This window comes from Agrobacterium sp. CCNWLW32 (assembly GCF_037083425.1).
In the GTDB taxonomy this organism is placed as follows: Bacteria; Pseudomonadota; Alphaproteobacteria; order Rhizobiales; family Rhizobiaceae; genus Agrobacterium; species Agrobacterium radiobacter.
Genome location: NZ_JBAOJM010000005.1, coordinates 29,090 through 55,548, shown reverse-complemented (window position 1 = coordinate 55,548; position 26,459 = coordinate 29,090). Strand labels below are relative to the sequence as shown.

Below are 26,459 nucleotides of genomic sequence, written 5' to 3'. Positions count from 1 at the left end.
ATGAAACAAGAGTTGATCCTCGCCTCGTCCAGCGCATCCCGCCAGATGCTGATGCGCAATGCGGGGCTGACATTTTCGGCAATCCCGGCGGATATTGATGAGCGTGCGCTCGATGAGCAGCTGGAACGAGACGGCGCCAGCCCGGAAGAGGTCGCACTGGAACTTGCCAGGGCCAAGGCTCTTGCGGTCGGCGCGCTCCATCCGGAAGCACTGGTTCTTGGCTGCGACCAGACCATGGCGCTTGGTGCCCGTGTCTATCACAAGCCAAAAACGATAGTGGAGGCCGAAGCGCATCTGCTCTCATTGTCCGGCAAGGTCCATCGTCTGAACAGCGCTGCCGTTCTCGTCCGGCATGGAGAGGTGGTGTGGCAGACCGTTTCCAGCGCCGAGCTAGGCGTTCGAACATTAAGTGCAGAATTTGTCTCCCGTCACCTGAAACGGGTGGGCGAAAAGGCCTTGAGCAGTGTCGGCGCTTACCAGCTTGAGGGAGAGGGAATCCAGCTATTCACCTCAATCGAGGGCGATTATTTCACCATTCTAGGTCTGCCGCTTCTGCCGCTTTTATCGAAACTGCGCGACATGGATGTCATCGATGGCTGATTCACGTGAAACATTAACCATAAATGCCTTCGTTGTCGGTTACCCGATCAAGCATTCGCGGTCGCCTATTATCCATTCTTACTGGTTGAAGAAATTCGGGATTGCCGGTTCGTATAAGGCCGTTGAAGTCTCTCCTGATGATTTCACGAATTTCATTGCAGTGCTGAAGGAAGGCAAGCCGGGCACACCCGTCGGCGGCAATGTCACTATTCCCCATAAGGAAGCGGCCTATCGGCTGGCAGATAAACCCGATGCTCTGGCGGAAGAACTCGGTGCCGCCAACACTGTCTGGATGGAGGAGGGCAGTCTTCGCGCCACCAATACGGATGGTTACGGTTTCGTCGCCAATCTCGATGAACGTCATCCGGGCTGGGACAAGGCCGAGCGGGCCGTGGTTTTGGGTGCCGGCGGCGCAAGCCGGGCAGTCATTCAGTCCCTGCGTGATCGCGGTATTGCCGAAATCCACGTCCTCAATCGTACCGTCGAACGTGCGCGTGAACTGGCCGACCGTTTTGGACCGCGGGTCTTTTCCCATCCCCAGGCAGCGCTTCATGAGGTTATGCAGGGCGCTGGGCTTTTCGTGAACACGACATCGCTCGGCATGGATGGAACGGAAGCGCCGCATCTTGATTTTTCGCCGCTGGCCGCCCAGGCCGTCGTGACCGATATCGTCTATGTGCCTTTGAAGACCCCGATCCTGAAGATGGCGGAAGAGCAAGGCATTGCGACGGTCGACGGATTGGGCATGCTGCTTCATCAGGCAAAACCCGGTTTCATGCGATGGTTCGGCAAAATGCCTGAGGTGGATGAAACCCTGCGTTCTCTCATCATCGAGGACATGGAGAAACATTGATGATCGTCATCGGTCTCACCGGCTCGATTGGAATGGGAAAAACGACGACCGCCAAGCTGTTTGCGGGGGAAGGGGTTCCGGTTCTCGATTCGGATGAGGTCGTGCATGGGCTATACCGGAGCGAAGCCGTTCCGCTGATTGAGGCAGCATTTCCGGGTACCACCGTTTCCGGTGTGGTGGACAGGCAGAAACTCGGCGATGTCTTGCGGGAGAATCCGGCTAATTTTGGCAGACTGGAGGAGATCGTGCATCCGCTGGTACGCAAGAGGCAGGAAGCCTTTCTGGCGGCGGCAAGGAAAGACGATCGGCAATTCGCCCTCCTCGATATCCCCCTGCTGTTCGAAACCGGGGCGGAAAGTCGCGTCGATAAAGTCGTGGTGGTAAGTTGTGCGCCGGAGATTCAGCGAGAGCGGGTTTTGTCCCGACCCGGCATGACGGAAGAGAAATTCGAAATGATCCTCGCCCGACAGACGCCCGATGCGGAAAAGCGCCGGCGTGCCGATTTTATCGTCGATTCCGGAAGTGGTGTCGAAGCAGCACGGGATCAGGTAAGAGAGATATTGCAGAAACTGGCCGCTGAGTCGCGCCGCGGAGAGATGAATGCGTGAGATCATTTTCGATACGGAAACCACAGGCCTTGAATCGAAGCTGGACCGCGTGATTGAAATCGGCGGTATCGAGCTGATCAACCACTTTCCCACCGGCCGCACGCTGCATCTCTATATCAGCCCTGAAGATCGCAAGGTTCATCCCGACGCGCTTGCCGTTCACGGCATTACCGACGAGTTTCTGAAAGACAAACCGAAATTCGCCGAGGTCGTCGACCAGATTCGTGACTTCTTCGATGGTGCGCGCTGGGTGGCGCATAATGCCACATTCGACATGGGCTTCATCAATGCCGAATTCGCTCGCCTCGGCATCGAACCGGTGTCCGCCGATCTGGTGACGGACACGCTTTCGCTTGCCCGCCGCAAGCACCCCATGGGGCCGAATTCGCTGGATGCGCTTTGCCGGCGTTACGGCATCGATAATTCCCACCGTACCAAGCACGGCGCACTTCTCGACTCCGAACTGCTGGCCGAAGTCTATATTGAAATGATCGGCGGGCGGCAGACGGCGCTCGGCTTCGGTTCCGCCGCCAAGCAGGAAACCATTGTCATCGAGGATGATGTGCCGCTTGCGCCGCTGCAACGGCCGAGCCCTTTGCCCTCAAGACTGGATGCGGAGACGGTGGCGACCCATGGCAAGCTCGTTCTTGGCATGGGCGACAAGGCAATTTGGAACCGCTACCAGAATTGACGCCTGCTGAGGCGTTGAAATGGAACTCTGGCCAAAGAAAAACCCGGGCGAAGAACCCGGGTTTTGTTTTATCTGCAATGTAGGGCCTTGGGCGCCGCTTAGTTCGGTACAGCCTGAACCTGGGCCTTGGCCTGTTCTTCGGCAACGCGCTGCGCAAACATCTGCGCGAAATCGATCGGGTCGATCATCAGCGGCGGGAAGCCGCCATTGCGGGTGACGTCGGCGATGATCTGGCGGGCGAAGGGGAAGAGCAGGCGCGGGCACTCGATGAACAGCACCGGCAGCATATGCTCCTGCGGGAAACCGGCAATGCGGAACACGCCGCCATAAACTAGCTCGGCCGCAAACAGGACCTTGTCGCCATCCTTGGCTTCCGCATTCAGCGTCAGGACAACGTCGAAATCCGAGCCGGAGATCGGGTTTGCATTGACGTTGACATTGATGTTGATCGAAGGCGCATTCTCACGGGCCTGAAGCGAACGAGGAGCACCCGGATTTTCGAAGGAAAGATCCTTGATGTACTGGGCAAGAATGTTGAGGGAAGGACTTACTGCGCCCTGTGCACCATTTTCAGCGGTCATTACGTTTCCTCACGGCGTGAATTCGTGGAAGGCGGTCTATCATTTCGACCCGGGGCTTACAACCCTTCGTGATCGGGTCATCGCGATCCATTCCGCCCGAGATCAGGGTTTGGGCAGGTCGCGATCATCAGGTTTGCGCGACCATGGGGAACCCTTTGGCTCCTCGCGGTGAAACTCCTCCTCGTCGAGATCCACCACCTTCGAATTGCCGGCATGTCCCGGACCGTTGCGAAAGCCGGAAAAATCACCGGGCTGAGGACCGGATTGCTGGCCGGATTGCCGAAACGAACCCGCAACGACGACCCGCGGTCCGAAGGCTTTCCAGAAAAACCGCCGTACGATCGGAGACAGAAGCAGAAGGCCGAGAATGTCGGTAATGAAGCCGGGAATGATAAGCAGGATCCCGGCAACGACGCGCATAGCGCCATTCACCAGTTCATCCGCCGGCTGCGCGCCGGTGCGGCCCGCATCCTGAAGGTTTCTCACCATGCCGATGCCGCCGAGACGTAGGATCAGGAGCCCCAGAAACGACGTGAACAGGACAAGCGCCAATGTCAGCCACAAGCCGATCGCTTTGCCGACGATAATGAAGCCGGCAATTTCGAGAATGGGCATCATCAGGATGACGATGGGGAGAAAGGAAAAACGCATCTTCTAGCCTTGCGTGTGCATCTCTGGCAGATTGCCGGTTCCCGGGACACCGATGATTGAATCTGCACATTTGAATGATGATAAGATGCAGACTATATGATGGTGAGGTTTTCGAATTTAAATGGCGGTTTTGGTAAAACATGGGCTTTAGCGACTTTATCACATTGTTTTTTCTCGTTGCAGCGGTGCTGATCTTCTTTCAGCTGCGCAGCGTCCTTGGCCGCCGTACGGGCAATGAGAAGCCGCCATTCGACCCCTATAGCCCGCGAGATGTGGCAAAGGGCCCCGTTGCAGATGATAACAAGGTCGTGACCTTGCCGAAACGCAGCGAAGCAGAGGATGAGAACCGCTTTGCTGAGGCGGATGCGCTAGCGCCCGTCGATAGTCCACTCAATGCATCGCTGCGTGAGGTGATGACCAGGGACCCGTCCTTCGGTCCCAAGGAATTCCTGAACGGCGCTCGCATGGCTTATGAAATGATCGTCATGGGTTTTGCCGATGGGGATCGCAAGACGCTCAAGAACCTTCTGTCGAAGGAGGTTTTCGATGGTTTCGAAGCGGCGATTTCGGAGCGTGAAGGTCGTGGCGAGGTGGTGAAGTCCACCTTCGTGGGCATTGAGAAAGCAGATATTACCCAGGCCGGTGTGCGCGATTCCGAAGTGCAGATCACCTTGAGGATCATCAGCCAGCTGATTTCGGCGACCTATGACAAGGACGGCAAGCTGGTGGATGGCGATCCGGATACGGTTGCGGAGGTGGATGATATCTGGACCTTCTCGCGCGATATCCGCTCGCGTGATCCGAACTGGAAGCTGATCGCTACCGAATCCGAGCAATGACCGCGCCCTTTTCGATCGAGGAAGTTTCTTTCAGCGACCTGCCCGGATGGCGGCAAGACGATCCGGGCAAGCTTTTTCCCGCGATGGCGACAATCCTGTCGCATCTTCGGAACGCAAAACCCTACAGGACCGGCGCGCTCGGGGTCACGGCGGCGGAACTTGTTTCGCTTCTGGAAAGTGCTGAGAAAAACCTAGCAAACAGTCCGGAACAGGCGCGCCGGTTTTTCGAAACCAATTGCGTGCCTTTCAGGATTTCTTCGGCTCCGGGAAAAAGCGGTTTCGTAACCGCTTTTTACGAACCCGAACTGGAAGTGTCATCTGAACCCGACGACATCTGGCGTTATCCGATTTACCGCCGGCCGCCCGAACTGGTGGATATCGACGATACCAATCGGCCCGCTGGCTTCGATCCGTCCTATGCTTTCGGCGGGGCGGACGAGGACGGTATTTCCTATTTTCCCGACCGCCAGGCGATCGATGAAGGGCATCTGAAGGGCAGGGGCCTTGAGATCGCTTGGGCGAGATCGAAGGTGGACCTGTTTTTTGTCCATGTGCAGGGTGCGGCGCGTCTGGTTTTTCCTGATGGCGCGGTAAAGCGCATCACCTATGCGGCCAAGGCCGGGCATCCTTTTTCGCCGATTGGCCGCCTGCTTCTTGATCGCGGGGAACTTGATCCGAAAACCGTATCGATGCAGACGATCCGCAAATGGCTCGCTGACCATCCCGACGAGGTGGATGGGGTGTTATGGCATAACCGCTCCTACATTTTTTTCCGGGAGGCGGATGTCGCAGATCTGGATATGGGGCCGATTGCCGCCGCAAAAGTGCCGCTCGTTGCGGGGCGGGCGCTTGCGGTGGACAGGCTCATCCACACGTTCGGGCTTCCCTTCTTCATCCATTCACCGTCGCTTACCCATCTCGATGGTGGAAAACCTTTCGCGCGGCTGATGCTGGCGCTCGATACGGGTTCAGCCATTGTCGGCCCGGCCCGTGGCGATATCTTCACGGGCTCCGGTTTCGAAGCAGGAGAGCTTGCCGGTACGGTGCGCAATGAGGCCGAGTTTTATATACTGATACCGCGGGTTGCTGCGGAGAGGTATCGGTGATGAAGAGCAGTCGCAAGCTCGGCAAGGAAGAGCGCATTCTGTGGGGAAAGGTCGCAAAAACCACGCGGCCGATCTCCGGCAGACTGGAAGACTTGCTGGCTTTCGAGGACATGGAGGAGCCTTTGGTTGAACCCGAGGTTTCCCAGACCGGCAAGAGCAGCTTCCCCCGCATGCTTGCCGAGCCGGCCGAGCCGCCGTCAGCGGCTCCGGACAAAAAGCCGAAAATTCATCAGCCGATGGAAAAACCGGTCAAGCGCAAGCTCACGCGTGGCCGACTGCCGCTGGAAGGGCGGATCGATCTGCACGGCATGTTCCAGAGCGAAGCCCATGCGGTGCTGCTTGATTTTCTGTTGCGCGCGCATGAACGGGGTCTCAGGCATGTGCTCGTCATAACGGGCAAGGGGCGTTCCATTGGCAGCGATGGCGCGTTGAAAAGGGCGGTGCCCATGTGGTTTTCCAAACCGGAATATCGCCACCTGATTTCATCCTATGAGGATGCATCCGCCAATCACGGCGGCGACGGCGCGCTTTATGTGCGGCTGGCGCGTCGGCGGGGTGAAAAGTCATGACGCCCTTTGCGGAGGCCGTGCGGCAGCTTCGTGAACGCAAGGGCGTGACGCAGAAACAGATGGCCGCCGCCATCGGCGTGTCGCCGGCTTATCTTTCGGCGCTCGAGCATGGCAAGCGTGGAAAGCCGAGCTTCGATCTGCTGCAGCGCATCGCCGGATATTTCAACATCATCTGGGATGAGGCGGAGGAATTGTTCTTTCTGGCCGGCTCGTCCGACCCGAAAGTGGTGATCGACACCATCGGCCTGCCGCCGCAATATACGGCTTTCGCCAACCGTCTCGCACGGGATATTCGCAAGCTGCCGCCGAGTGTGGTAGAGGAACTGTCAGCCTTGCTGCAAAAAAGCCGTTCTTGCGATTGAAACCCCTCTATCCCCTGCTTTATTCAGCATCCTGAAGCATGCGGCCTTTGGGATTGGGTATAGAATTTCTATAGTCGCATGTCGGATTTGAGTGATTCGCTGGCTTCAGGCCTTCTCACTGGAAACCTGGCCAGGAAAACTTTGGAAAGAGTACTTATGACCGAAACATCGTCAAGCGAAGTCGGCGCGAATGCGGAATATGGAGCCGATTCGATCAAGGTTCTCAAGGGCCTTGATGCCGTGCGCAAACGGCCCGGCATGTATATCGGTGACACCGATGACGGTTCCGGCCTGCATCACATGGTCTATGAAGTCGTCGACAACGCCATCGACGAGGCTCTCGCCGGTCATGCCGATCTGGTGACGGTGACGCTGAACGCCGATGGCTCCGTAACGGTGACGGATAACGGACGCGGCATTCCGACCGACATCCATTCTTCCGAAGGCGTTTCCGCCGCCGAAGTCATCATGACCCAGCTGCATGCTGGCGGTAAATTCGACCAGAATTCCTACAAGGTGTCCGGCGGCCTGCATGGCGTGGGCGTGTCGGTGGTCAATGCGCTCTCGGTCTGGCTGAAGCTCAGAATCCGCCGCAATGGCAAGCTGCATGAAATCGGCTTCACCCATGGCGTTGCCGATGCGCCGCTTTCCGTCATCGGCGAATATGAAGGCCGTTCGGGCACGGAAGTCACCTTCCTCGCAAGCCCGCAAACCTTCACCATGACGGACTATGATTATGGAACGCTGGAGCATCGCCTGCGCGAGCTCGCATTCCTGAATTCCGGCGTGCGCATCCTGCTCACCGACAAGCGCCATTCTGATATCAAGCAGGAAGAGCTGCTGTATGATGGCGGCCTCGAAGCCTTCGTCCGTTATCTCGACCGTGCCAAGAAGCCGCTGGTGGACAAGCCTGTCGCCATCAAGGGCGAAAAGGACGGCATTACGGTTGAGGTCGCGCTCTGGTGGAACGACAGCTACCACGAGAACGTGCTCTGCTTTACCAACAACATTCCCCAACGCGACGGCGGCACCCATATGGCCGGTTTCCGCGCGGCGCTGACCCGTCAGGTAACCTCCTATGCCGAAACTTCCGGCATCCTGAAAAAGGAAAAGGTAAGCCTGCAGGGTGAGGACTGCCGCGAAGGTCTGACGGCCATTCTTTCCGTCAAGGTTCCCGACCCCAAGTTTTCCTCGCAGACGAAGGACAAGCTCGTTTCGTCCGAAGTGCGTCCGGTCGTGGAAAGCCTCGTCAACGAAGCGCTCTCCACCTGGCTGGAAGAACATCCGTCCGACGCGAGAATCCTCGTCGGCAAGGTGGTGGAAGCGGCGGTTGCCCGCGAAGCTGCCCGCAAGGCGCGCGAACTGACGCGCCGCAAGGGTGCGCTCGATATCGCCTCTCTGCCCGGCAAGCTTGCCGACTGCTCCGAGCGCGATCCGGCGAAATCCGAACTTTTCCTCGTTGAGGGTGACTCCGCTGGCGGTTCGGCCAAGCAGGGCCGCTCGCGCGAAACGCAGGCGATCCTGCCGCTGCGCGGCAAGATCCTCAATGTCGAACGCGCCCGTTTCGACAAGATGCTGTCCAGCCAGGAAATCGGTACGCTGATCACGGCACTTGGCACGTCCATCGGCAAGGACGAGTTCAACGCCGACAAGCTGCGTTACCACAAGATCATCATCATGACGGATGCTGACGTCGACGGCGCTCACATCCGTACCCTGCTGTTGACCTTCTTCTTCCGCCAGATGCCGGAACTGATCGAGCGCGGCCATCTCTATATCGCCCAGCCGCCGCTTTATAAGGTCACGCGTGGCAAATCCGTGCAGTACCTCAAGGATGAAAAGGCGCTGGAAGAGTACCTGATCTCCATGGGTATCGAGGAAGCATCGCTGACGCTCGGCTCTGGCGAAGTGCGCGTCGGCGCCGATCTTCGTGAAGTCATTCTGGATGCGTTGCGCATGCGCTCGCTGATCGACGGGCTGCATTCCCGTTACAGCCGCTCGATCGTGGAACAGGCTGCCATTGCCGGCGCGCTGAACCCCGAGCTTTCGGCCGATGCCGCCCGCGCCGAAGAAACCGTTGCCGAAGTGGCGCGGCGTCTCGACATGATTGCGGAAGAAACCGAACGCGGCTGGTCCGGCACCGTGCTGCAGGATGGCGGTTTGCGCTTCGAGCGCATGGTGCGCGGCGTCAAGGAAGTCTCGACGCTGGATATGGGCCTGCTCGGTTCGGCCGATGCCCGCCATATCGATCAGCTCGCGGCCCGCACACGCGATATCTACGTCACGCCGCCGGTCCTGCAACGCAAGGATGGCACGATGGAACTGGCCGGTCCGCGCGCGCTGCTGGACGCGATTTTCGCGGCCGGGCGCAAGGGTCTTTCCATGCAGCGCTACAAGGGTCTTGGCGAAATGAATGCCGAGCAGCTGTGGGAAACGACGCTTGACGCCAATGTTCGCTCGCTTCTGCAGGTCAAGGTCAACGACGCCACCGATGCCGACGGCCTGTTTGCCCGCCTGATGGGTGACGAAGTGGAGCCGCGCCGCGACTTTATCCAGGAAAATGCGCTGAGCGTTGCAAACCTCGACATTTAATCTTGTGGAGCGTTTCGCGTAACGATTCACGTGAAACGAAACTTTAACAAAGGGCCCGGCGGAAATTGACCGCCGGGCCTTTTGTTCTGTGCGGACAAGCTGAAATCAGTCGGTCTTGCCCGTGAAGCGTCCTTCAAAAGCCACGTCTGAAAGCGGCAGACGCTTGCTCGGTACTTCCCGTTCCGCCAGATCGTCAGGAAGAACGGACTTGTCGGTCAACGTGCCGATGGCAACCCCGGCCTCCACATTGTAGCCTTCTGGAATATTCAGCCTCTCAACGATCTGGTCTTTCAAGATGCCAGCCATGCCGTGGGCGTGGTAACCGAGCAGATGCGCCTGCATGGCAAGCGAAAACCAGGCCGCACCGGCATCGAAGGAATGGGTCGCGGATGGTTTTTTCTCACCGTCGCGCGAGATGTTATGGTCGCGGGAAATGACGAAGAGCAGCACAGAGGCGTTTTTAGCCCAGCGCTGGTTTCCCTCCACAAGCAGTTCCACGAAAAGCGGCCAGTCTTCGCTGTCCTTGTGCGCATAGACAAAGCGCCATGGCTGATAGTTGGAGGCGGAAGGCGCCCAGTGCGCCGCATCCAGAATGGTCATCAGATGTTGTGGCGGCATGGCGTTGCCGTCGAAGGCGCGCGGAGACCAGCGATCAAGGAAGAGGGGATCAACGGGATATTCGGATTGCCTGTTATTGCTGTTCGTCACGGGCCATGTCCTTTTGATTGACGGGAAGGAAAAGGTATTTTTCGAAACTTGGCGCAGTCAAGGGGTGACAAGTATGAATGCATCGTTCATATATGCATCACCTTGTCTGACAACCGGGAGAGAGTTCCATGAAATTGATGCGTGTTGGCCAGCCCGGCCAGGAAAAACCTGCAATCCTCGATGCGGAAGGAAAAATCCGCGACCTGTCCGCCCATGTGAAAGATATCGGCGGCGACGCCATTTCTCCCGAGGGCCTCAAAAAGATCGCCGCGATCGATCTGAGCACGCTTCCGGTCCTGAACGAAGACCGCATCGGCGCCTGCGTTGCGGGAACCGGAAAATTCATCTGCATCGGCCTCAATTTCTCCGACCATGCCGCCGAAACAGGTGCCACCGTACCGCCGGAACCGGTCATTTTCATGAAGGCGACCTCGGCCATCGTCGGTCCGAATGACAACGTCACTATTCCGCGCGGTTCTGAAAAGACCGACTGGGAAGTCGAGCTCGGCGTTGTTATCGGCAAGACCGCCAAATATGTCTCGGAAGCCGATGCTCTCGACTACGTTGCCGGCTATTGCGTTTCGCACGATGTTTCCGAACGCGCCTTCCAGACGGAGCGTGCCGGCCAGTGGACCAAGGGCAAGTCCTGCGACACCTTTGGCCCCATCGGCCCCTGGCTGGTGACGAAAGAGGAAATTACTGACCCGCAGAACCTCGGCATGTGGCTGAAGGTGAACGGCCAGACCATGCAGAACGGCTCCAGCAAGACCATGGTGTACGGCGTTGCCCACGTTGTCTCCTATCTCAGCCAGTTCATGTCGCTGCATCCCGGCGATGTCATTTCCACCGGCACCCCTCCCGGCGTCGGCATGGGCCTGAAGCCGCCGCGTTACCTGAAGGCTGGTGATGTCGTGGAACTCGGTATCGAGGGTCTCGGTTCCCAGAAGCAGACCTTCGTCGCCGACATCTGATCGCCACAGCGTTCAACGGAAAGTGAGGCGCTGGCGGGAAACCGCCGGCGCCTTCGATTTTGTGCACCTGCGAAAAGCTGCTATGGTTGAAAAAAAGAGCGTGATCGCGAGGGAGGCGTCATCAGTGTTCTACCACCTCTATGAAATGAACCATGCGGCCATGGCGCCGCTGCGCGCCGGTGCCGATATGATGCGCCAGGCCTGCAACAATCCTATGAACCCGCTTTCCAGCACGGCCTTCGGAAGAAGCCTCGATGCCGGCTTCGAGGTTTTCGAACGCCTGACGCGCCGTTATGTCAAACCGGAATTCGGCCTTGCCACGACTATTGTCGATGGAGAGACCGTTACCGTTGCTGAAGAGACCGTCTGGTCGCGTCCGTTCTGCAATCTCGTCCATTTCAAAAAAGAGATCGATCCTGCCCGCCAACCTGAGCCGAAGGTGCTGCTGGTGGCGCCGATGTCCGGCCATTATGCGACCCTGCTGCGCGGCACCGTGGAGGCGCTGCTGCCTTCGGCCGATATTTACATTACCGATTGGGTCGATGCCCGCATGGTGCCGGTGAGTGATGGGACCTTCGATCTCGACGATTACATCAGTTATGTCATCGAGATGCTGCGCGAGATAGGTCCGGGGGCGCATGTGGTCGCCGTCTGTCAACCGTCCGTGCCTGTTCTGGCCGCCGTTTCGCTTATGGAGGCCGATGGCGATAAATTTGCACCGGCATCCATGACGCTGATGGGCGGTCCGATCGATACGCGCATCAATCCCACAGCCGTCAATGGTCTCGCCACGGCGAAGCCAATCGAATGGTTCCGCGATAATGTCGTCATGCAGGTGCCGTGGCCGCAGCCCGCCTTCGGCCGCAATGTCTATCCCGGCTTTCTGCAACTCTCCGGTTTCATGTCGATGAACCTCGACAAGCACATGACAGCGCATAAGGATTTTTACCTCAACCTCGTCAAGAATGACGGCGATTCTGCCGAAAAGCACCGCGAATTTTACGATGAATATCTTGCTGTCATGGATCTGACGGCGGAGTTCTATCTGCAGACGGTGGAAACGGTCTTCATCGACCATGCGCTCCCGAAAGGAAAGATGCAGCATCGGGGCAGGGCGGTCGATCCCGCCGCCATTCGCAATGTTGCATTGTTCACTGTGGAAGGGGAGAATGACGATATTTCGGGCGTCGGCCAGACAAAGGCCGCCCATGATCTCTGCAGTCACCTCCCCGAAAACAAACGCGCCCACTACATGCAGCCGGATGTCGGCCACTATGGCGTCTTCAACGGTTCGCGTTTCCGCAAGGAAATCGTGCCGCGCATGCTGGATTTCATCCGCAAGCATCAGACTGCCTAGGGTAAGATGGCGGGTGGTGCCGCGCATTTGCGTGGCCAAGGGACGGACGAATCGGCTATGAAGGGTTCATGTTTTCGCTCCTCAGAAAATCCCTGAAGTCACCGGCGCCAAAGAAGGTTGCGCCGAGCCAGCGCACCGTCGCGGTGGCGGGCCGGCAGGTGCCGATCACGGTCAGGGAAAATCCGCGGGCCACGCGCATCACCTTGCGCATCGAACCGGGCGGCCGGGCGCTGAAACTGACGATCCCTATGGGCCTGCATCACCGCCAGGTGGATGATTTTCTCGAGAGGCATCAGGGCTGGCTGGAAGGCAAGCTTCTGAAATTCAGCCTCGATGACGGTTTGCGGCCGGGCGCAGCCATCGATATCAGAGGCATATCCCACCGCATTGACCATACCGGCAGCCTGCGAGGGCTGACACATATCGCGAAAGACGCTGATGGCGTCGACGTTCTGAGAGTCAGCGGCGCGCCGGAGCATCTGAGACGACGGATCGCGACATTCCTGAAAAAGGAAGCGAAGGCTGATCTGGAACGGCTCGTTGCCGTTCATGCCAGCGCTGCCGGCCGGCCGGTGCGGTCCATCAGCATGAAGGATACACGCAGCCGCTGGGGCTCCTGTTCCCATGATGGAAACTTGAGCTTTTCCTGGCGTATCGTCATGGCCCCGGAAAAGGTCATCGATTATCTTGCCGCCCACGAGGTCGCGCATCTGAGCGAAATGAACCACGGTCCGAAATTCTGGGCCTTGTGCGAAAAGCTGTGCCCGCACACCAATGAGGCCAAGGACTGGCTGAAACGCCACGGCTCCAAACTTCACGCCATCGATTTCGATTGAAACCTGCGGCACGGATCGCCATCTGGATTCACGTGAAACATTCCATCGGGAATGGGTGCGATTTGGCTCGACTCTTGTCGCATTTCATGTCAGGTCGCGGGTATGAAACCGGATATCAAGATTTGCGGATTGAAGACACCGGAAGCGCTGGAGCGCGCCGTCAGGCGCGGTGCGTCCCATGTCGGTTTTATTTTCTTTGAAAAAAGCCCGCGCAACATCGAGCCCGATATTGCCGGCAGGCTGGCGGAAGCCGCCCGTGGCGCCGCCAAGGTGGTCGCGGTCACCGTCGATGCCGATAATGATTATCTCGATGAAATCGTTGATCTCGTAAAACCGGATATCCTGCAGCTGCATGGCAATGAAAGCCCGGAACGGTTGCTGAACATCAAGGCGCTTTATGGCCTGCCCGTCATGAAGGCGATTTCCATTCGCGACGCCGCTGATCTTGCCAAAATCGACCCTTATATTGGAATAGCCGATCGTTTTCTGCTGGATGCCAAGGCGCCGGCGGGCTCCGACCTGCCGGGTGGTAATGGCGTCTCGTTCGACTGGACCATCCTGCGATCACTTGACGGAAGCATCGATTACATGCTTTCCGGAGGGTTGAACAAGGACAATGTCGCTGAGGCTCTGGCGGAAACCAAGGCAAGCGGACTAGATTTGTCGTCCGGTGTCGAAAGCGCGCCGGGCATCAAGGATCTGTCCATGATCGATGCATTTTTTGATGTGGTGAATGATTGGTCGAAAGGCCCAAAGGGAGCTTGAAGTGAACGACGCGCCAACACCCAATTCTTTTCGTGCTGGTCCCGATGAGGACGGCCGTTTCGGTATTTACGGAGGTCGCTTCGTTGCCGAAACGCTGATGCCGCTCATTCTGGATTTGCAGGCGGAATGGGACAAGGCCAAGACCGATCCCGCGTTTCAGGCGGAACTCAAGCATCTCGGCGCGCACTATACCGGTCGCCCGAGCCCGCTTTATTTCGCGGAACGCCTGACGGCGGAACTTGGTGGCGCGAAGATCTATTTCAAGCGCGAGGAGCTGAACCACACCGGCTCGCACAAGATCAACAATTGCCTCGGCCAGATCCTGCTTGCCAAGCGCATGGGCAAGACCCGCATCATCGCGGAAACCGGCGCCGGCCAGCACGGCGTTGCCTCCGCAACGGTGGCAGCACGTTTCGGTCTTCCCTGTGTCGTTTATATGGGCGCGACCGACGTAGCCCGTCAGGCCCCGAACGTCTTCCGCATGAAGCTTCTGGGCGCCGAGGTGAAGCCGGTGACAGCAGGTCATGGCACGCTCAAGGACGCCATGAACGAGGCTCTGCGTGACTGGGTCACCAATGTCGAGGATACCTATTATCTGATCGGCACCGCGGCTGGCCCGCATCCCTATCCGGAAATGGTTCGCGATTTCCAGGCGGTCATCGGTGAAGAAGCCAAGGCGCAGATGCTGGAGGCGGAAGGCCGTCTGCCGGATCTGGTCGTCGCGGCTGTCGGCGGCGGATCGAATGCCATCGGCATTTTCCATCCTTTCCTCGATGACAAGAATGTCCGCATCGTCGGCGTCGAGGCGGGCGGCAAGGGCCTTTCCGGTGACGAGCATTGCGCTTCGATCACGGCCGGTTCGCCGGGCGTGCTGCATGGCAACCGCACCTATCTGCTTCAGGACGAGGATGGCCAGATCAAGGAAGGTCATTCCATTTCCGCCGGTCTCGATTATCCCGGCATCGGCCCGGAACATTCCTGGCTGAACGATATCGGCCGCGTGGAATATGTGCCGATCATGGACCATGAGGCGCTGGACGCCTTCCAGATGCTGACCCGCCTCGAAGGCATCATTCCGGCTCTCGAGCCGAGCCACGCTTTGGCAGAGGTCATCAAGCGCGCGCCAAAGATGGGCAAGGATGAAATCATCCTGATGAACCTCTCCGGCCGTGGTGACAAGGATGTCCACACCGTCAGCAAGTTCCTTGGAATGGATGTATAAGATCATGACTGCACGTATGGACAAGCGCTTTGCCGATCTGCGCGCTGAAAATCGCCCGGCCCTGATTACCTATTTCATGGGCGGCGACCCGGATTTCCAGACCTCGCTCGGCATCATGAAAGCGCTGCCGGAAGCCGGTGCTGACGTCATCGAACTCGGCATGCCCTTTTCCGACCCGATGGCGGATGGTCCGGCCATTCAGCTGGCCGGCCAGCGCGCGCTGAAGGGCGGACAGACGCTGAAGACCACGCTCGATCTCGCCCGCGAGTTCCGCAGGCAAGACGATGCAACACCCATCGTGCTGATGGGCTATTATAATCCGATCTATATCTATGGCGTCGAAAAGTTTTTGGACGACGCGCTGGCGGCTGGCATCGATGGCCTGATCGTAGTCGATCTTCCGCCGGAAATGGACGATGAACTCTGCATACCGGCGCTTGCGCGCGGCATCAACTTCATCCGTCTCGCTACCCCGACTACGGATGGCAAGCGCCTGCCGACCGTCCTTAAAAATACCTCAGGTTTCGTTTATTACGTTTCGATGAACGGTATCACCGGTTCGGCGCTTCCCGATCCCTCGTTGATCTCGGGCGCTGTCGGTCGTATCAAGGCGCATACGGAACTGCCGGTCTGTGTCGGTTTTGGTGTCAAGACGGCCGATCATGCAAAAGCGATCGGCGCGGTGGCAGATGGCGTTGTGGTCGGTTCGGCCATCGTCAACCAGATTGCTGGCAGCCTGACCAAGGACGGGCAGGCGACCGCCGATACCGTGCCGGCCGTTACGACGCTGGTAAAAGGACTTTCAACGGGCGTGCGTGCGTCGCGCCTTGCCGCTGCGGAATAAGCGCGCGGCCCAGTCAGGAGTAGACAGTTGAACTGGATCACTAATTACGTTCGGCCGCGGATCAATTCCATGCTTGGCCGCCGCCCGGAGGTTCCGGAGAACCTGTGGATCAAGTGCCCGGAAACGGGCGAAATGGTCTTCCACAAGGACCTGGAAGACAACAAGTGGGTCATCCCGGCTTCTGGTTACCATATGAAGATGCCGGCCAAGGCGCGCCTTGCCGATCTTTTTGATGGTGGCGTCTATGAGGCCCTGGTCCAGCCGAAGGTAGCGCAGGACCCTCTGAAGTTCCGCGATTCCAAGAAATACACCGACCGTCTGCGTGACAGCCGCACGAAAACCGAGCAGGAAGACACGATCCTTGCCGGTGTCGGCCACTTGAAAGGCCTGAAGATCGTTGCCGTCGTGCATGAATTCCAGTTCATGGGCGGTTCGCTCGGCATCGCCGCCGGCGAAGCCATCGTCAAGGCCTTTGAGCGTGCGATTTCCGAGCGTTGCCCGCTCGTCATGTTCCCGGCCTCCGGCGGGGCGCGCATGCAGGAAGGCATTCTTTCGCTGATGCAGCTGCCGCGCACCACGGTTGCGGTAAACATGCTGAAAGAGGCAGGCATGCCCTATATCGTGGTTCTGACGAACCCAACGACGGGTGGTGTTACGGCCTCCTATGCCATGCTGGGTGACGTGCATATCGCCGAGCCGGGCGCTGAAATCTGCTTTGCGGGCAAGCGTGTGATCGAGCAGACCATTCGTGAAAAGCTGCCGGAAGGCTTCCAGACCTCGGAATACCTGCTGGAACACGGCATGGTAGATATGGTCGTCGACCGCCGCGAAATCCCGGACACGCTGGCCAATCTGCTCAAGATCATGACCAAAGCGCCTGCTGACAACGCAAACGCCGTCGTACCGCTGGCGGCTTCGGCCTGAGGAAAAAAATATGTCGCCCGGAGGCATAAACTGCCTTCGGGATGATGCTATACGTTGCATGATTTCATTTTTGGTGCGGCGGACAAATGGCAAGCAAAACGCCTGAAAGGCGAACGGAAGACATGACGAAGCCCGCGATCGGTGAGGCCGAAAAGATCATTGAGGAGCTGATGCAGCTCCACCCCAAGGGGTTCGATCTTTCACTCGACAGAATTTCCCGTCTTCTCGAAAAACTCGGCAGTCCCCAGAACAGAATGCCGCCGGTGATCCATGTGGCCGGCACAAATGGCAAGGGTTCGGTCACGGCCTTCTGCCGTGCCCTGCTGGAGGCGGCAGGGCTTTCCGTCCACGTGCATACATCGCCGCATCTTGTGAACTGGCATGAGCGGTACCGTATCGGCGTGGCCGGCGATAAAGGTCGTTATGTTGAAGACGAGATCTTTGCGGACGCGCTGCGCCGCATTGAAACTGCCAATGCCGGTCAGATGATAACGGTTTTCGAAATTCTGACTGCGGCGATGTTCGTGCTTTTTGCGGAACAACCCGCCGATGCCGCCGTCGTAGAGGTTGGCCTAGGCGGTCGATTCGATGCAACCAATGTAATCAACCACCCAGCCGTCTCCGTCATCATGCCGATCTCGCTCGATCATCAGGCCTATCTCGGTGACCGCGTGGAGCTGATAGCCGCCGAAAAGGCCGGCATCATGAAAAAGGGTTCGCCCGTCGTCATCGGTCATCAGGAATATGATGCGGCGCTCGAAACGCTGATTGCCACGGCGGAGCGGCTCGGTTGCCCGGTATCCGTCTACGGGCAGGATTTTTCCGCCCATGAAGAATTCGGCCGCATGGTTTATCAGGACGAGTTCGGCCTGGCCGATGCGCCGTTGCCACGACTTCCCGGCCGTCACCAGCTTGCCAATGCCGCTGCCGCGATCCGCGCCGTCAAGGCCGCCGGTTTCGAGGTGACGGAACGGATGATCGAAAAGGCCATGACCACGGTGGAATGGCCCGGCCGTCTGCAGCGTATCCTGTCCGGCAAAATCGCTGAAATGGCCCCTAAGGATGCGGAAATCTGGGTCGATGGCGGTCATAACCCCGGCGCGGGCGAGGTTATCGCCGAGGCGATGGCTGGCTTTGAGGAAAAGATGGCACGCCCGCTCTTCATCATTGCGGGCATGATCAACACCAAGGATCCGGTGGGTTATTTCAAGGCCTTCGCCGATATCGCCGAATATGTCTTCACGGTGCCGATCGGCGGCACGGATGCGGCGATCGACCCCGTGGTACTTGCCCATGCCGCCTTCGATGCCGGTCTTGTTGCGGCACCCACCTCGTCTCTCACGCATGCCTTGGAAGAGCTGACGCGCCGCTTTGATCCCGAAGGACCAGCGCCGCGCATCCTGATCGGCGGCTCGCTTTACCTTGCGGGCAATGCGCTTGCCCTGAACGGCACGGTTCCCCAATAAAAAAGCCCGGCATCACTGCCGGGCTTTTTTCATTCCATCGATATTGCTTATGCGGCGCCGGAAATCCAGGCGGAAAGCGCTGTCTTGGGAGCAGCGCCAACCTTGATATCAGCCACTTCGCCGCCCTTGAACATGGCAAGGGTCGGGATCGAGCGCACGCCGAACTGCGCTGCCAGTTCCGGGTTTTCGTCGATGTTGAGCTTTGCGACCTTGACCTTGCCGGCCAGCTCGGACGAAATTTCCTCAAGGCTTGGCGCGATCATCTTGCACGGGCCGCACCATTCGGCCCAGAAATCCACCACGACGGGTTCGGCGGATTCGAGGACTTCGGACTGGAAGTTGGCGGCATCGACTTTTACGGTAGCCATATCTGGCTCTCCTTTCAGCTAATCTTTTCCGCTATCGATGTGATGCGGGCGCGTCGGAATTTCAATGCCCCGGTATCTCACTTTGTCTTTATTGCGGCAAGGGCCTCTCTCATCGCATCGTCTTCGACTGCCACAAAAGTGGCATTTTCCGTATAGATCAGCGCACAGACAAATTTCTTGCCGGGATAGAGCGATGCTAGAATTTCGCGATAGATGGCAAGCTGCGCCGTGTGGGAGAAAGGTATTTCACGCGCTTCGCGCGGCGGCACGCGGTTGGTCTTGTAATCGACCAGAATGACGCGATCACCATCCACGGCCAGCCGGTCGACGCGGCCGGAGACGGCATATTGCTGCCTGCCGATCGTCATCGTGCCCATGATCGACACTTCCGCGCGGCTGTTGGCGGAGAAGGCCGGTTGTACCGCCGGTTCGGACATGACGCGCAGAACCGCTCGTATCAAATGTTCGCGCTCGGCAGCAGGCCAGAAACGAGCCGCACGCTCCGCATAGCGGCGCGCAGCCGCTTCCCGCTCCTCCTCGGTAAAATCCGGCAGGGCTTGCAGCATGCGATGCACTAGCCTACCGCGCTGCAGCGCCAGCGACGAGACATCGGTTTTCTCGCCGAAAAGCGGCGAACGCACGGCGAGATCGTCCGCGCCGTCATCAATGATGGTGCCGGCACCGGACGGGCTGAGCGGTCTCGGCAGGGAGGGCAGTGCCGGCAAGGGAGCGAGAAGTCCCGCCGGAAGGGCGTATTCTTCCTGCTGCTGCGTTTCTGGTAGCTTTTGCGGGACAGATGTCGTGCGAGCCTCGGATTTACGCCAGACAAGCCCCTGCCATTCCTCGCCATCCGCCATGAAAAGCTGCGGCTTGCAATGGTCTTCATTGTTGGCAAGCGCCGCCTTGACGATGGCATGCCAGCATTCGGGATTTTCCTTCTGGCCGCGATAACCGCAGACGACGAGATGATCAGCAGCGCGCGTCATCGCCACATAAAGCAGCCGTCGATATTCGTCTTCGGCGGCCGTCTTCAGTCGTTCTTCATCCGAGCGGATGAGATGGTTGGAAAAACCGCTGCCGGGTAGCCACACCGGGAAAGCGTCCTCACCCGCTTCGACGAAGCGCAGTTTCGGCACATGGCTGTGGTTGAAGGCTTTCGAACCGCCATCAACGACAAAAACAACCGGCGCTTCCAGGCCCTTGGAGGCGTGCACGGTCATGATGCGCACTTCGCCGCGATCCTTGTCCTGCTCGCGCTTCACTTCAGGAGAATCGGTTTCCAGAACGGACAAAAAGGCCTGCAGGCCGGGCAGGCCGGTTCTTTCGTGATCCAGCGCAAAGGACAGGAACTCATCCAGAACGTCGCTCGCCTCGTTGCCAAGCCGGCCGAGAAATTTTTTGCGCCCGTCATGCAGGGTCAGGACCGCTGCAAAGAAATCATGCACCGTGGCCGTTTTCGAAAGCGCGATGAAGCCTTCCAGCTTGGCGGCAACGGTGGAAAGGTGACTATTCTCTTCCTGCGAAAGGATTTGCAGCCGTTTCCAGACGCTTTCCGTTTCCGATCGCGTGGCGGCAATGTCGAAAACGTCATCTTCTGTCAGGTTGAAGAGCGGGCTTTTCAAAAGTGCGGCGAGTGAAAGGTCATCTTCGGGCAGGACAACGAAATGGCCGAGCCCCAGAAGGTCCTGCACGGCAATGTGGTCGGTCAGGCGAAGACGGTCGGCACCGGCAACGGGAATGTTCTTGCGCCCTTTCAACTCCCGGGTCAGCGCATTAACGAAGGCATGGCGTTTTCTGACGAGCACCAGAATATCGCCGGGCTCGACGGTACGCTCGACACCTTTCTCGATAATGGTTTCGTTTCCGATCATATCGGCGATGCGCGCGGCGATACGGCGGGCAACGATGGTGGCCGGCGCACTTTCCCGCAGCGCATCGAAGGGGGCAGTCCAATCCTCTTCGTCTTCAGTGGTTTCCGACGCCACCATGTCCCACACTTCCACAGTGCCCGGATGACCGGCCCGGTTGGATCGGTGTTCCACCGGTTCGTTATCGGCGCTGAGACCGCTGGCGTTATTCGGGTCTGAAAACACCTGGTCGACAGCGGCCAGCACATCCTGCGTGGACCGGAAGGATAGCGGCAGGCGGATGCGGTGAAAGGCCTGCTCCACAGAATCGACGCGCCTTTTGGTCTCTTCGCGCTCCTGCGAAAACCGTTCCGGCCGCGCACCCTGGAATGAATAGATCGACTGTTTTTCATCGCCCACGGCAAACAGCGTGCGCCGTCCCAAGCGGGCGCTCTCGCCCGTGAAGAAATCCGCCGCCAGCGACTGGATGATCGACCATTGCACCGGGCTCGTATCTTGCGCCTCGTCGACCAGAATATGGTCGATGCCCTGATCCAGCTTGTAATGCACCCAGGCACCCGCCGTATCGCGGTTGAGGAGGTTGGCGGCGCGCTCGATCAGGTCTTCGAAATCGAGCTGGCTTCGCTGTTTCTTCAGGTCTTCGAAATCGCCGATCAGCCTTTCGGCTAGAACAAGGGCGCATTTTGTCGCCGCCAGCATCCGCACCAGACGATAACGGTTGCGGCAGGAAACAGCATGGTCACGCGCCAGCGTCAGCGCATCGAGAAGTTCGGGGGCGGATTTCTGCATGCCCTTGTTGATGACATAGGCATCCGATTTCTTTTCCCCCTTGGCTGTCAACAGCGCCGCTTCGATGAATTGCATCCGCTGGACGGGGTCCGGGTGGCGTTTTGCCTCCCTGAGCGCATAAGCGACATCGATGACGCGTGATCCGCCTACCTCGTCGGCAAGGGCCAGATAGGTATCGAGCGCGAGGCCGGAGAGGCCGGGCAGAGGCCAGAAGGCGGCCGCCGCGGTTTCTTCGGTTTCCCCATCTGCGATCTGCATCGCCTGCCGCAACCGGGCATCGATGCCGCCAAATTGTTTGGCGTCTAGCAGAAAACCACGAAGGGCGCTGCGATTGGCGATGATGGCGGAGAGCAGTGCTTCCAGCCCGCTTTCATCGGCGAGATCGAGCACATAGGCTAGCGCCTGCGCCAGTTCCGCGTCGCGCTCCGTTGAAACCGCCGTCAGAAGTGAGCGGCGCGCCTCGGCCAGCAGCGTGGTCGCTGCGCGGTCATCGAGAACGGAGAAATGGCCGGCGACATTGGCTTCCAGCGGAAACTGGTGCAGCAACGCCTCGCAGAAGGCGTGGATGGTCTGGATTTTCAGCCCGCCCGGTGTTTCCAGCGCCTTGGCAAACAGCCTGCGCGCTTCGGCAAGCTTGATCCGATCCGGCGCCTTGCCCTCGATGGCGGCGATGCGGTCCTTGAGATCGGAGTCCGGCAAAGTAGCCCATTCCGCCAGACGGTCGAAAACACGGCTCGACATTTCCGACGCCGCGGCCTTGGTATAAGTGAGGCACAAAATCGCCGAGGGCCGGCAGCCGGCCAGAAGCAGGCGAATGACGCGCTGGGTCAGGACATGGGTCTTGCCTGAGCCGGCATTGGCCGACACCCATGCGGAACTGGCGGGATCGGAGGCAAGCCGCTGCCGGGCGCTGGTCCAGTCGATCCAGCTTTCAGGCGTGTCGGTGGCGGGGCCGGCGTCGAAGGGATCAATCGTCATCGCCGTCTCCCGGTTCTGCCGTCGACCATTCCGAAACGCGGGCGAGGTGGTCATATTCCCCGCCATAGGATTGCTGCTCCTCGGGCACCAGCCGCGAGGCAAAACCATTCTCGCCTTCACGCAGAGAATGAACGAATTTGGTGAGCTGTTCGATCGATTCCGTGGCGAGCTCAATCGCCGATTTCGGCGGTCTTTTGCTGCTTCGGCTGGAATGTTCGTTATTGACCTGATCGGCAAAGAAGCGCTCGCCCGGCCGCAGGCGAACATAGATGAGATTGTCAGGCGCGGGCGAACCGGCTTCGCGGAAGGCGCCACGCATCAGCGCTGCGGCTTCCAGCGCAAGCTGTGGATCAAGCAGCGCGCGCGCCTGATTGACGGAAGGCGCAAGCCCCGTCTTGTAATCGATAATATCCGCGTGGCCGTTCGTCTTGATGTCGATGCGGTCGGCGATCCCGGTCAGCCTTATGCCCGCCTCGGCGATTTCCTGCCCGGCGCGTGCCTCGAAAAAGCTGTGGCGGATGGACGGATGCCTTTCCTTCTCCCAGTCGATGAAGGCGCGGGCCACCGCCGCAAAACGCGGCCGCCAGATGACATCCACATGGGGAGGCAGGTTTTCCGCGTCGAAACACTCATCGAGAATGCGTTGCATGGCCGCGAGCGAGGCTGGCGTGCCGGGAATATGCGCCTCGCGGGAATAACGCTCGATGATCGCGTGATAGAGCGTGCCGCGATCGGCGGCGTTCGGATCGCGGTTGAAGGGGGCAAGCGGGTCCAGTTTCAGGATGCGTCGCGCATAGATCGAATAGGGGTCGCGGCGCAGGCGGCCCACTTCGCTGAAGGAATAGCGCGTTGGCTGCAACTCGGCCGGCGGCTTCGGGGCAGGGCGCTTTGCCGCTTCCTGATCGATACTTTCATCCATCAATCCTGCCCAATGGCGATAGGTCTCGCCGCGCTTCTTCAGGCTTTCGGCAAATTTCTCGCCGCCCAGCGCCAGAAGACGCTGCAGCCAGCGTGAGGCGACGGCGGGTGTCGAGCCCTGCCTCAGCGCGCGGGTGTAAAAAATCTGCCGGGTGCCATTTGCCATCTCGAAATCATGCGCCAGCTGGCCGATACGCCGTTCCGGCGGCTCCAGCCCAATCGCGGTCTTCATGGTGCGGGACAGAAACGGATTATTCGCTGTCTGGCCGGGCCAGAGCCCTTCATTGAGGCCGCCGATCACGACGGTGTCGACACTTTGCAGCCGTGCCTCAAGGGCGCCGAAGATGAAAATGCGCGGGTGGCGCATCGATCGTGGCTTGATCGATTCACCGGCCACCAGTGCCGCAAAAATATCGATCCATTGCGGTCCGTCCGCGTCGAGGATCTCGCCGCTTTCCATCAATTCGCCGAACAGCTCGGAAAGCTTGTCTCCCGCTTCACCGGACCAGAGTGCGGCAAGATCGTTGTTTTCATCCGCACAGATGGCTTCGATCACGCGGCCCGTCCGCTCCGCCCAGACGGACAGTGGCAATTTATCGGTGAAGGCGCGGCCGGATCGATCTCTGCGGATAAAGGCGGAGCCGAGCGGCTCGGTCGCAACGGCGATCCGCCGCGCCAGATCGCGCCCGGCCTCCGCGCTTGCCTGCGGTAGGGCCAGCCGCCAGGCGGGCGGGTACCGGTCATCGCGCTGCACCACAAGCTGTGCATCCAGAACCGCTTCCAGATTGCCGATTTCGGTTTCCACACGGCCGCCGCGCAGCGCAATCAGCTCCAGCGCTTTCGAGGCTTTCGCGAAAGCTTCATCGGAAAGCCCGAAACGGCTGAGCGGATGTTTCAGGAGGGAAATAATTGGCACGGGGTCTCCGGGCCTGAGGATGGCCTCCAGCGCCAGTTGCGTCAGCCCGGCTTGCGGGGTGGCGGAAAGCGGCGTACCGGCCGAGTCGTCGGCTTCGATGCCGAAGCGCTGTAACTCCGTCGCCACGCGTCGCGCCAGTCCGCGGTCCGGTGTAATCAATGCTGCCTGCGATGGACGGCCAGCACCCGGTGCTTCAAGGGCCAGCCGCAAAGCCACTGCGATGGCCGTTGCCTCCTCGCGCTCATTGGCGGCTTCAATAAGCGTGGCGGTTGCGAAAGCATCGTCGAAAAAGCCGGGTTGCCTGTCTTCGCGCCAGCGATTCCAGTCGCTGGTGGATTTGGCCGGTGCGAGTGCGGCCGAAAATACCGCTGCTCGCTTTTCCAGATCGCCGTCAATGGCGCCAATCTGATCCACGTCATCGCGCAGGATGCCGAGCTTCTGCAACAGCATATAAAGCCCGTATTGCGAATGGGTGCGGCTCGAAGGATCGGTGGGGTCCTCGGCAATCGCCTGCCATTGTTCCTCCGGCATGGCGAGATCGAGGCCAGGAAGCACAACGGTGCCTTGCGGCAGGGCGGCAACGGCGGCGATCAGATCGGCTGCCGCAGGAATGGAGCCCGTCGACCCTGCGGCGATGATGGGTCCCGTATCCGGCAAATTGGCAAGCCGGTTAGCTTCCGCCCGCAGGATGGCGTTGCGATGCCGGCCGGCGGAGGAACGGTTGAGTTCGGCAAGCCGCGCCGGCCAGAAGACGCTGGCGATCCGCAGGAAGTCCGCAGTCAGCTGCCACCATTGAGCGTGATCGCCAGTATCGAGATGCTGAAGCGCTTCCCAGTCCTTTTCTTCGGTATCCATCGCATCGATCACCTCGCCAAGCGCACGCGCCAGCCATATAGCATCGGCGGGGCTGGCGGGGGCGACAAGCGGCGAATCGGAATGGATGGCCCGGATGGCGTCCGGCAGGCTGTTGCGCCAGGCGAGAATGAGACGCCCCAGTTCGATGAGCCGGCCGGTGCCGGAAATCGGTGGCGCCAGATCCATGATCTCAGGGTTTTCGATCTCGAAGAAGCCGCTATCGTCATCCGTCTCACCCAGAGGCCGGATCAGCGGCAGAATGGCGGATCGGCCGCCTAGAAGATCGACGAATTCGGAGCGCAGCACGCGGGCGGAGCGCCGCGTCGGCACATAGATCGTCACCTTGGCAAGCGATAGCGGATCGGCCGGGTCGTATTTATAGCCTGATGTCAGCGTCCCATCACACAGCGTTTCCGCGAGCGTCCTGAGGAACGGTGTTCCCGCGGCGATCGTCAGGACGCGCTTTGCGTGGTGAGTAAGGGTCATGCAGAGCGTTTTTCCCTGAATTGCCGGATAATGCTTTCGGCGTCTTCTATTGCGTCGGGCGTGCCGACCGTAATCCAGTGGCCATCCAGAGAAAGCCCGAAAAGCCGGTCTTTTCCGATGGCGCGATCGAAATAGATATTGAGGTTGAAGGCATCCACCGGCGCATCGTCCAGCAGTCGCGAATCCATGGCGATGGCGCCCGCATAAACTACCGGGGTTGGGTCGCCATCGCGATACCGCGCCAGTTTTCCGTCATCCGCCAGGTTGAAATCCCTCTTCCCATTGTGTCCGGTGGTGCGATCCATGTCGACGCAGAGCAGCGCCATATCCATGCGGGCGGGATCGAAGAATTGCGCAAGCTTGCGCAGGTTGCTGACCGCATTCAATTGCTCGCCGATCCAGAAAAGATCGGCATTCATGACGAAGACCGGGCCGGGTTCCAGAAGCTTCAGGCCCTTGGCAAGTCCGCCACCGGAATTCATCAGCTGCGACTGCTCGTCGGAAATCAGGATTTCGGCGTCGGTGCGGTTTTCGAGATGAGCAATCATCTGTTCGGCGTGGTGATGCACATTGACGACGATTGTCTCGGCACCGGCTTCGACAAGGGAATCGAGCGCGTAGTCGATCATCGGCTTGCCGGCGATTTTCACGAGCGGCTTCGGGATCGTATCCGTGATCGGGCGCATCCGCGTGCCAAGCCCGGCGGCCAGCACCATCGCGTTTTTGATCGTCATCG

The 26,459-nt window shown here is 59.2% G+C and carries 24 protein-coding genes; 17 read left to right on the top strand and 7 right to left on the bottom strand.

The window, feature by feature from the left end:
• The 4 genes from V6R85_RS13075 to dnaQ are packed head-to-tail and all read left to right on the top strand — an operon-like array spanning position 1 to position 2,752.
• Positions 1 to 600, top strand: coding sequence for a Maf-like protein (locus V6R85_RS13075; RefSeq protein WP_003505332.1), 600 nt, complete (start codon positions 1 to 3; stop codon positions 598 to 600).
• The gene (locus tag V6R85_RS13070; RefSeq protein WP_111834598.1) at positions 593 to 1,453 is read left to right on the top strand and encodes a shikimate dehydrogenase; all 861 of its coding nucleotides are present in this window, start codon (positions 593 to 595) and stop codon (positions 1,451 to 1,453) included. Before V6R85_RS13075 ends, V6R85_RS13070 begins: the two co-directional genes overlap by 8 nt.
• Entirely contained in the window at positions 1,453 to 2,061 is a 609-nt protein-coding gene (gene coaE, locus V6R85_RS13065) for a dephospho-CoA kinase (protein ID WP_060725295.1), read from the top strand. The genes V6R85_RS13070 and coaE overlap by 1 nt, the downstream gene beginning before the upstream one ends.
• Positions 2,054 to 2,752 carry a DNA polymerase III subunit epsilon gene (dnaQ, locus tag V6R85_RS13060; RefSeq protein WP_099085783.1) on the top strand — a complete coding sequence of 233 codons (699 nt, stop codon included), beginning with the start codon at positions 2,054 to 2,056 and terminating at the stop codon, positions 2,750 to 2,752. Before coaE ends, dnaQ begins: the two co-directional genes overlap by 8 nt.
• 98 nt (positions 2,753 to 2,850) lie before the next feature.
• On the opposite strand, the gene secB is transcribed toward dnaQ, so the two are convergent.
• Together secB and V6R85_RS13050 are read right to left on the bottom strand one after the other, a co-directional pair.
• A complete protein-coding gene (secB, locus tag V6R85_RS13055; RefSeq protein ID WP_004444254.1) occupies positions 2,851 to 3,333 on the bottom strand; it encodes a protein-export chaperone SecB in 483 nt (160 codons plus the stop codon).
• 102 nt (positions 3,334 to 3,435) lie between these two features.
• Positions 3,436 to 3,984, bottom strand: a complete 549-nt coding sequence (locus V6R85_RS13050; protein WP_003505340.1) for an FxsA family protein — start codon at positions 3,982 to 3,984, stop codon at positions 3,436 to 3,438.
• A 140-nt stretch (positions 3,985 to 4,124) separates the two neighbouring features.
• Between V6R85_RS13050 and V6R85_RS13045 the strand changes: the two genes are divergently transcribed.
• The 5 genes from V6R85_RS13045 (at position 4,125) to gyrB (ending at position 9,452) form a co-directional block, all read left to right on the top strand.
• Positions 4,125 to 4,823: a Tim44/TimA family putative adaptor protein gene (locus V6R85_RS13045; protein WP_003505341.1), complete on the top strand. Its 699-nt coding sequence runs from the start codon at positions 4,125 to 4,127 to the stop codon at positions 4,821 to 4,823.
• Positions 4,820 to 5,929: a murein transglycosylase A gene (gene mltA, locus V6R85_RS13040; RefSeq protein ID WP_111792795.1), complete on the top strand. Its 1,110-nt coding sequence runs from the start codon at positions 4,820 to 4,822 to the stop codon at positions 5,927 to 5,929. The genes V6R85_RS13045 and mltA overlap by 4 nt, the downstream gene beginning before the upstream one ends.
• On the top strand, positions 5,929 to 6,498 hold the full coding sequence (locus tag V6R85_RS13035; RefSeq protein ID WP_003505344.1) for a Smr/MutS family protein: 570 nt from the start codon (positions 5,929 to 5,931) through the stop codon (positions 6,496 to 6,498). The genes mltA and V6R85_RS13035 overlap by 1 nt, the downstream gene beginning before the upstream one ends.
• Positions 6,495 to 6,860, top strand: coding sequence for a helix-turn-helix domain-containing protein (locus tag V6R85_RS13030; protein WP_060725292.1), 366 nt, complete (start codon positions 6,495 to 6,497; stop codon positions 6,858 to 6,860). The genes V6R85_RS13035 and V6R85_RS13030 overlap by 4 nt, the downstream gene beginning before the upstream one ends.
• A 156-nt stretch (positions 6,861 to 7,016) precedes the next feature.
• Positions 7,017 to 9,452: a DNA topoisomerase (ATP-hydrolyzing) subunit B gene (gene gyrB, locus V6R85_RS13025; RefSeq protein WP_003505346.1), complete on the top strand. Its 2,436-nt coding sequence runs from the start codon at positions 7,017 to 7,019 to the stop codon at positions 9,450 to 9,452.
• Positions 9,453 to 9,557: 105 nt separating this feature from the next.
• On the opposite strand, the gene V6R85_RS13020 is transcribed toward gyrB, so the two are convergent.
• Entirely contained in the window at positions 9,558 to 10,160 is a 603-nt protein-coding gene (locus tag V6R85_RS13020) for a nitroreductase family protein (protein ID WP_060725291.1), read from the bottom strand.
• Positions 10,161 to 10,288: 128 nt separating this feature from the next.
• On the opposite strand from V6R85_RS13020, the gene V6R85_RS13015 reads away from it, so the two are divergent.
• From V6R85_RS13015 to V6R85_RS12980, 8 genes are all read left to right on the top strand, one after another.
• A complete protein-coding gene (locus tag V6R85_RS13015; protein WP_060725290.1) occupies positions 10,289 to 11,131 on the top strand; it encodes a fumarylacetoacetate hydrolase family protein in 843 nt (280 codons plus the stop codon).
• A gap of 124 nt (positions 11,132 to 11,255) precedes the next feature.
• On the top strand, positions 11,256 to 12,488 hold the full coding sequence (locus V6R85_RS13010; protein WP_336377070.1) for a polyhydroxyalkanoate depolymerase: 1,233 nt from the start codon (positions 11,256 to 11,258) through the stop codon (positions 12,486 to 12,488).
• A gap of 68 nt (positions 12,489 to 12,556) precedes the next feature.
• Positions 12,557 to 13,324, top strand: coding sequence for a M48 family metallopeptidase (locus V6R85_RS13005; RefSeq protein WP_111834596.1), 768 nt, complete (start codon positions 12,557 to 12,559; stop codon positions 13,322 to 13,324).
• 102 nt (positions 13,325 to 13,426) lie between these two features.
• The gene (locus tag V6R85_RS13000; RefSeq protein ID WP_003505352.1) at positions 13,427 to 14,089 is read left to right on the top strand and encodes a phosphoribosylanthranilate isomerase; all 663 of its coding nucleotides are present in this window, start codon (positions 13,427 to 13,429) and stop codon (positions 14,087 to 14,089) included.
• A gap of 1 nt (position 14,090) precedes the next feature.
• Positions 14,091 to 15,311, top strand: coding sequence for a tryptophan synthase subunit beta (trpB, locus tag V6R85_RS12995; RefSeq protein ID WP_003521170.1), 1,221 nt, complete (start codon positions 14,091 to 14,093; stop codon positions 15,309 to 15,311).
• A gap of 4 nt (positions 15,312 to 15,315) precedes the next feature.
• The gene (gene trpA / locus V6R85_RS12990) at positions 15,316 to 16,155 is read left to right on the top strand and encodes a tryptophan synthase subunit alpha (protein WP_003505355.1); all 840 of its coding nucleotides are present in this window, start codon (positions 15,316 to 15,318) and stop codon (positions 16,153 to 16,155) included.
• A 27-nt stretch (positions 16,156 to 16,182) separates the two neighbouring features.
• The gene (gene accD / locus V6R85_RS12985; RefSeq protein ID WP_003505356.1) at positions 16,183 to 17,079 is read left to right on the top strand and encodes an acetyl-CoA carboxylase, carboxyltransferase subunit beta; all 897 of its coding nucleotides are present in this window, start codon (positions 16,183 to 16,185) and stop codon (positions 17,077 to 17,079) included.
• 86 nt (positions 17,080 to 17,165) lie between these two features.
• The gene (locus V6R85_RS12980; protein ID WP_423753516.1) at positions 17,166 to 18,545 is read left to right on the top strand and encodes a bifunctional folylpolyglutamate synthase/dihydrofolate synthase; all 1,380 of its coding nucleotides are present in this window, start codon (positions 17,166 to 17,168) and stop codon (positions 18,543 to 18,545) included.
• A 47-nt stretch (positions 18,546 to 18,592) separates the two neighbouring features.
• On the opposite strand, the gene trxA is transcribed toward V6R85_RS12980, so the two are convergent.
• The 4 genes from trxA to V6R85_RS12960 form a co-directional block, all read right to left on the bottom strand.
• Complete coding sequence (gene trxA / locus V6R85_RS12975; RefSeq protein ID WP_003505361.1) at positions 18,593 to 18,913, bottom strand: thioredoxin; 321 nt, start codon at positions 18,911 to 18,913, stop codon at positions 18,593 to 18,595.
• A gap of 77 nt (positions 18,914 to 18,990) precedes the next feature.
• Complete coding sequence (gene addA / locus V6R85_RS12970; protein ID WP_111834595.1) at positions 18,991 to 22,548, bottom strand: double-strand break repair helicase AddA; 3,558 nt, start codon at positions 22,546 to 22,548, stop codon at positions 18,991 to 18,993.
• Positions 22,538 to 25,723 (bottom strand): double-strand break repair protein AddB, encoded by a 3,186-nt coding sequence (gene addB / locus V6R85_RS12965; protein ID WP_111834594.1) that lies wholly within the window; start codon positions 25,721 to 25,723, stop codon positions 22,538 to 22,540. The genes addA and addB overlap by 11 nt, the downstream gene beginning before the upstream one ends.
• The gene (locus V6R85_RS12960; protein WP_060725460.1) at positions 25,720 to 26,457 is read right to left on the bottom strand and encodes a nucleotidyltransferase family protein; all 738 of its coding nucleotides are present in this window, start codon (positions 26,455 to 26,457) and stop codon (positions 25,720 to 25,722) included. Before V6R85_RS12960 ends, addB begins: the two co-directional genes overlap by 4 nt.
• Positions 26,458 to 26,459: the final 2 nt, after the last annotated feature.

What these genes read in the sequence shown, in the direction of transcription:
- V6R85_RS13075 (WP_003505332.1), top strand. Translation starts at nt 1, where the DNA reads ATGAAACAAGAGTTGATCCTCGCCTCGTCCAGCGCATCCCGCCAGATG.
- V6R85_RS13070 (WP_111834598.1), top strand. Translation starts at nt 593, where the DNA reads ATGGCTGATTCACGTGAAACATTAACCATAAATGCCTTCGTTGTCGGT.
- coaE (WP_060725295.1), top strand. Translation starts at nt 1,453, where the DNA reads ATGATCGTCATCGGTCTCACCGGCTCGATTGGAATGGGAAAAACGACG.
- dnaQ (WP_099085783.1), top strand. Translation starts at nt 2,054, where the DNA reads ATGCGTGAGATCATTTTCGATACGGAAACCACAGGCCTTGAATCGAAG.
- secB (WP_004444254.1), bottom strand. Translation starts at nt 3,333, where the DNA reads ATGACCGCTGAAAATGGTGCACAGGGCGCAGTAAGTCCTTCCCTCAAC.
- V6R85_RS13050 (WP_003505340.1), bottom strand. Translation starts at nt 3,984, where the DNA reads ATGCGTTTTTCCTTTCTCCCCATCGTCATCCTGATGATGCCCATTCTC.
- V6R85_RS13045 (WP_003505341.1), top strand. Translation starts at nt 4,125, where the DNA reads ATGGGCTTTAGCGACTTTATCACATTGTTTTTTCTCGTTGCAGCGGTG.
- mltA (WP_111792795.1), top strand. Translation starts at nt 4,820, where the DNA reads ATGACCGCGCCCTTTTCGATCGAGGAAGTTTCTTTCAGCGACCTGCCC.
- V6R85_RS13035 (WP_003505344.1), top strand. Translation starts at nt 5,929, where the DNA reads ATGAAGAGCAGTCGCAAGCTCGGCAAGGAAGAGCGCATTCTGTGGGGA.
- V6R85_RS13030 (WP_060725292.1), top strand. Translation starts at nt 6,495, where the DNA reads ATGACGCCCTTTGCGGAGGCCGTGCGGCAGCTTCGTGAACGCAAGGGC.
- gyrB (WP_003505346.1), top strand. Translation starts at nt 7,017, where the DNA reads ATGACCGAAACATCGTCAAGCGAAGTCGGCGCGAATGCGGAATATGGA.
- V6R85_RS13015 (WP_060725290.1), top strand. Translation starts at nt 10,289, where the DNA reads ATGAAATTGATGCGTGTTGGCCAGCCCGGCCAGGAAAAACCTGCAATC.
- V6R85_RS13005 (WP_111834596.1), top strand. Translation starts at nt 12,557, where the DNA reads ATGTTTTCGCTCCTCAGAAAATCCCTGAAGTCACCGGCGCCAAAGAAG.
- V6R85_RS13000 (WP_003505352.1), top strand. Translation starts at nt 13,427, where the DNA reads ATGAAACCGGATATCAAGATTTGCGGATTGAAGACACCGGAAGCGCTG.
- trpA (WP_003505355.1), top strand. Translation starts at nt 15,316, where the DNA reads ATGACTGCACGTATGGACAAGCGCTTTGCCGATCTGCGCGCTGAAAAT.
- V6R85_RS12980 (WP_423753516.1), top strand. Translation starts at nt 17,166, where the DNA reads ATGGCAAGCAAAACGCCTGAAAGGCGAACGGAAGACATGACGAAGCCC.
- trxA (WP_003505361.1), bottom strand. Translation starts at nt 18,913, where the DNA reads ATGGCTACCGTAAAAGTCGATGCCGCCAACTTCCAGTCCGAAGTCCTC.
- addA (WP_111834595.1), bottom strand. Translation starts at nt 22,548, where the DNA reads ATGACGATTGATCCCTTCGACGCCGGCCCCGCCACCGACACGCCTGAA.
- addB (WP_111834594.1), bottom strand. Translation starts at nt 25,723, where the DNA reads ATGACCCTTACTCACCACGCAAAGCGCGTCCTGACGATCGCCGCGGGA.
- V6R85_RS12960 (WP_060725460.1), bottom strand. Translation starts at nt 26,457, where the DNA reads ATGACGATCAAAAACGCGATGGTGCTGGCCGCCGGGCTTGGCACGCGG.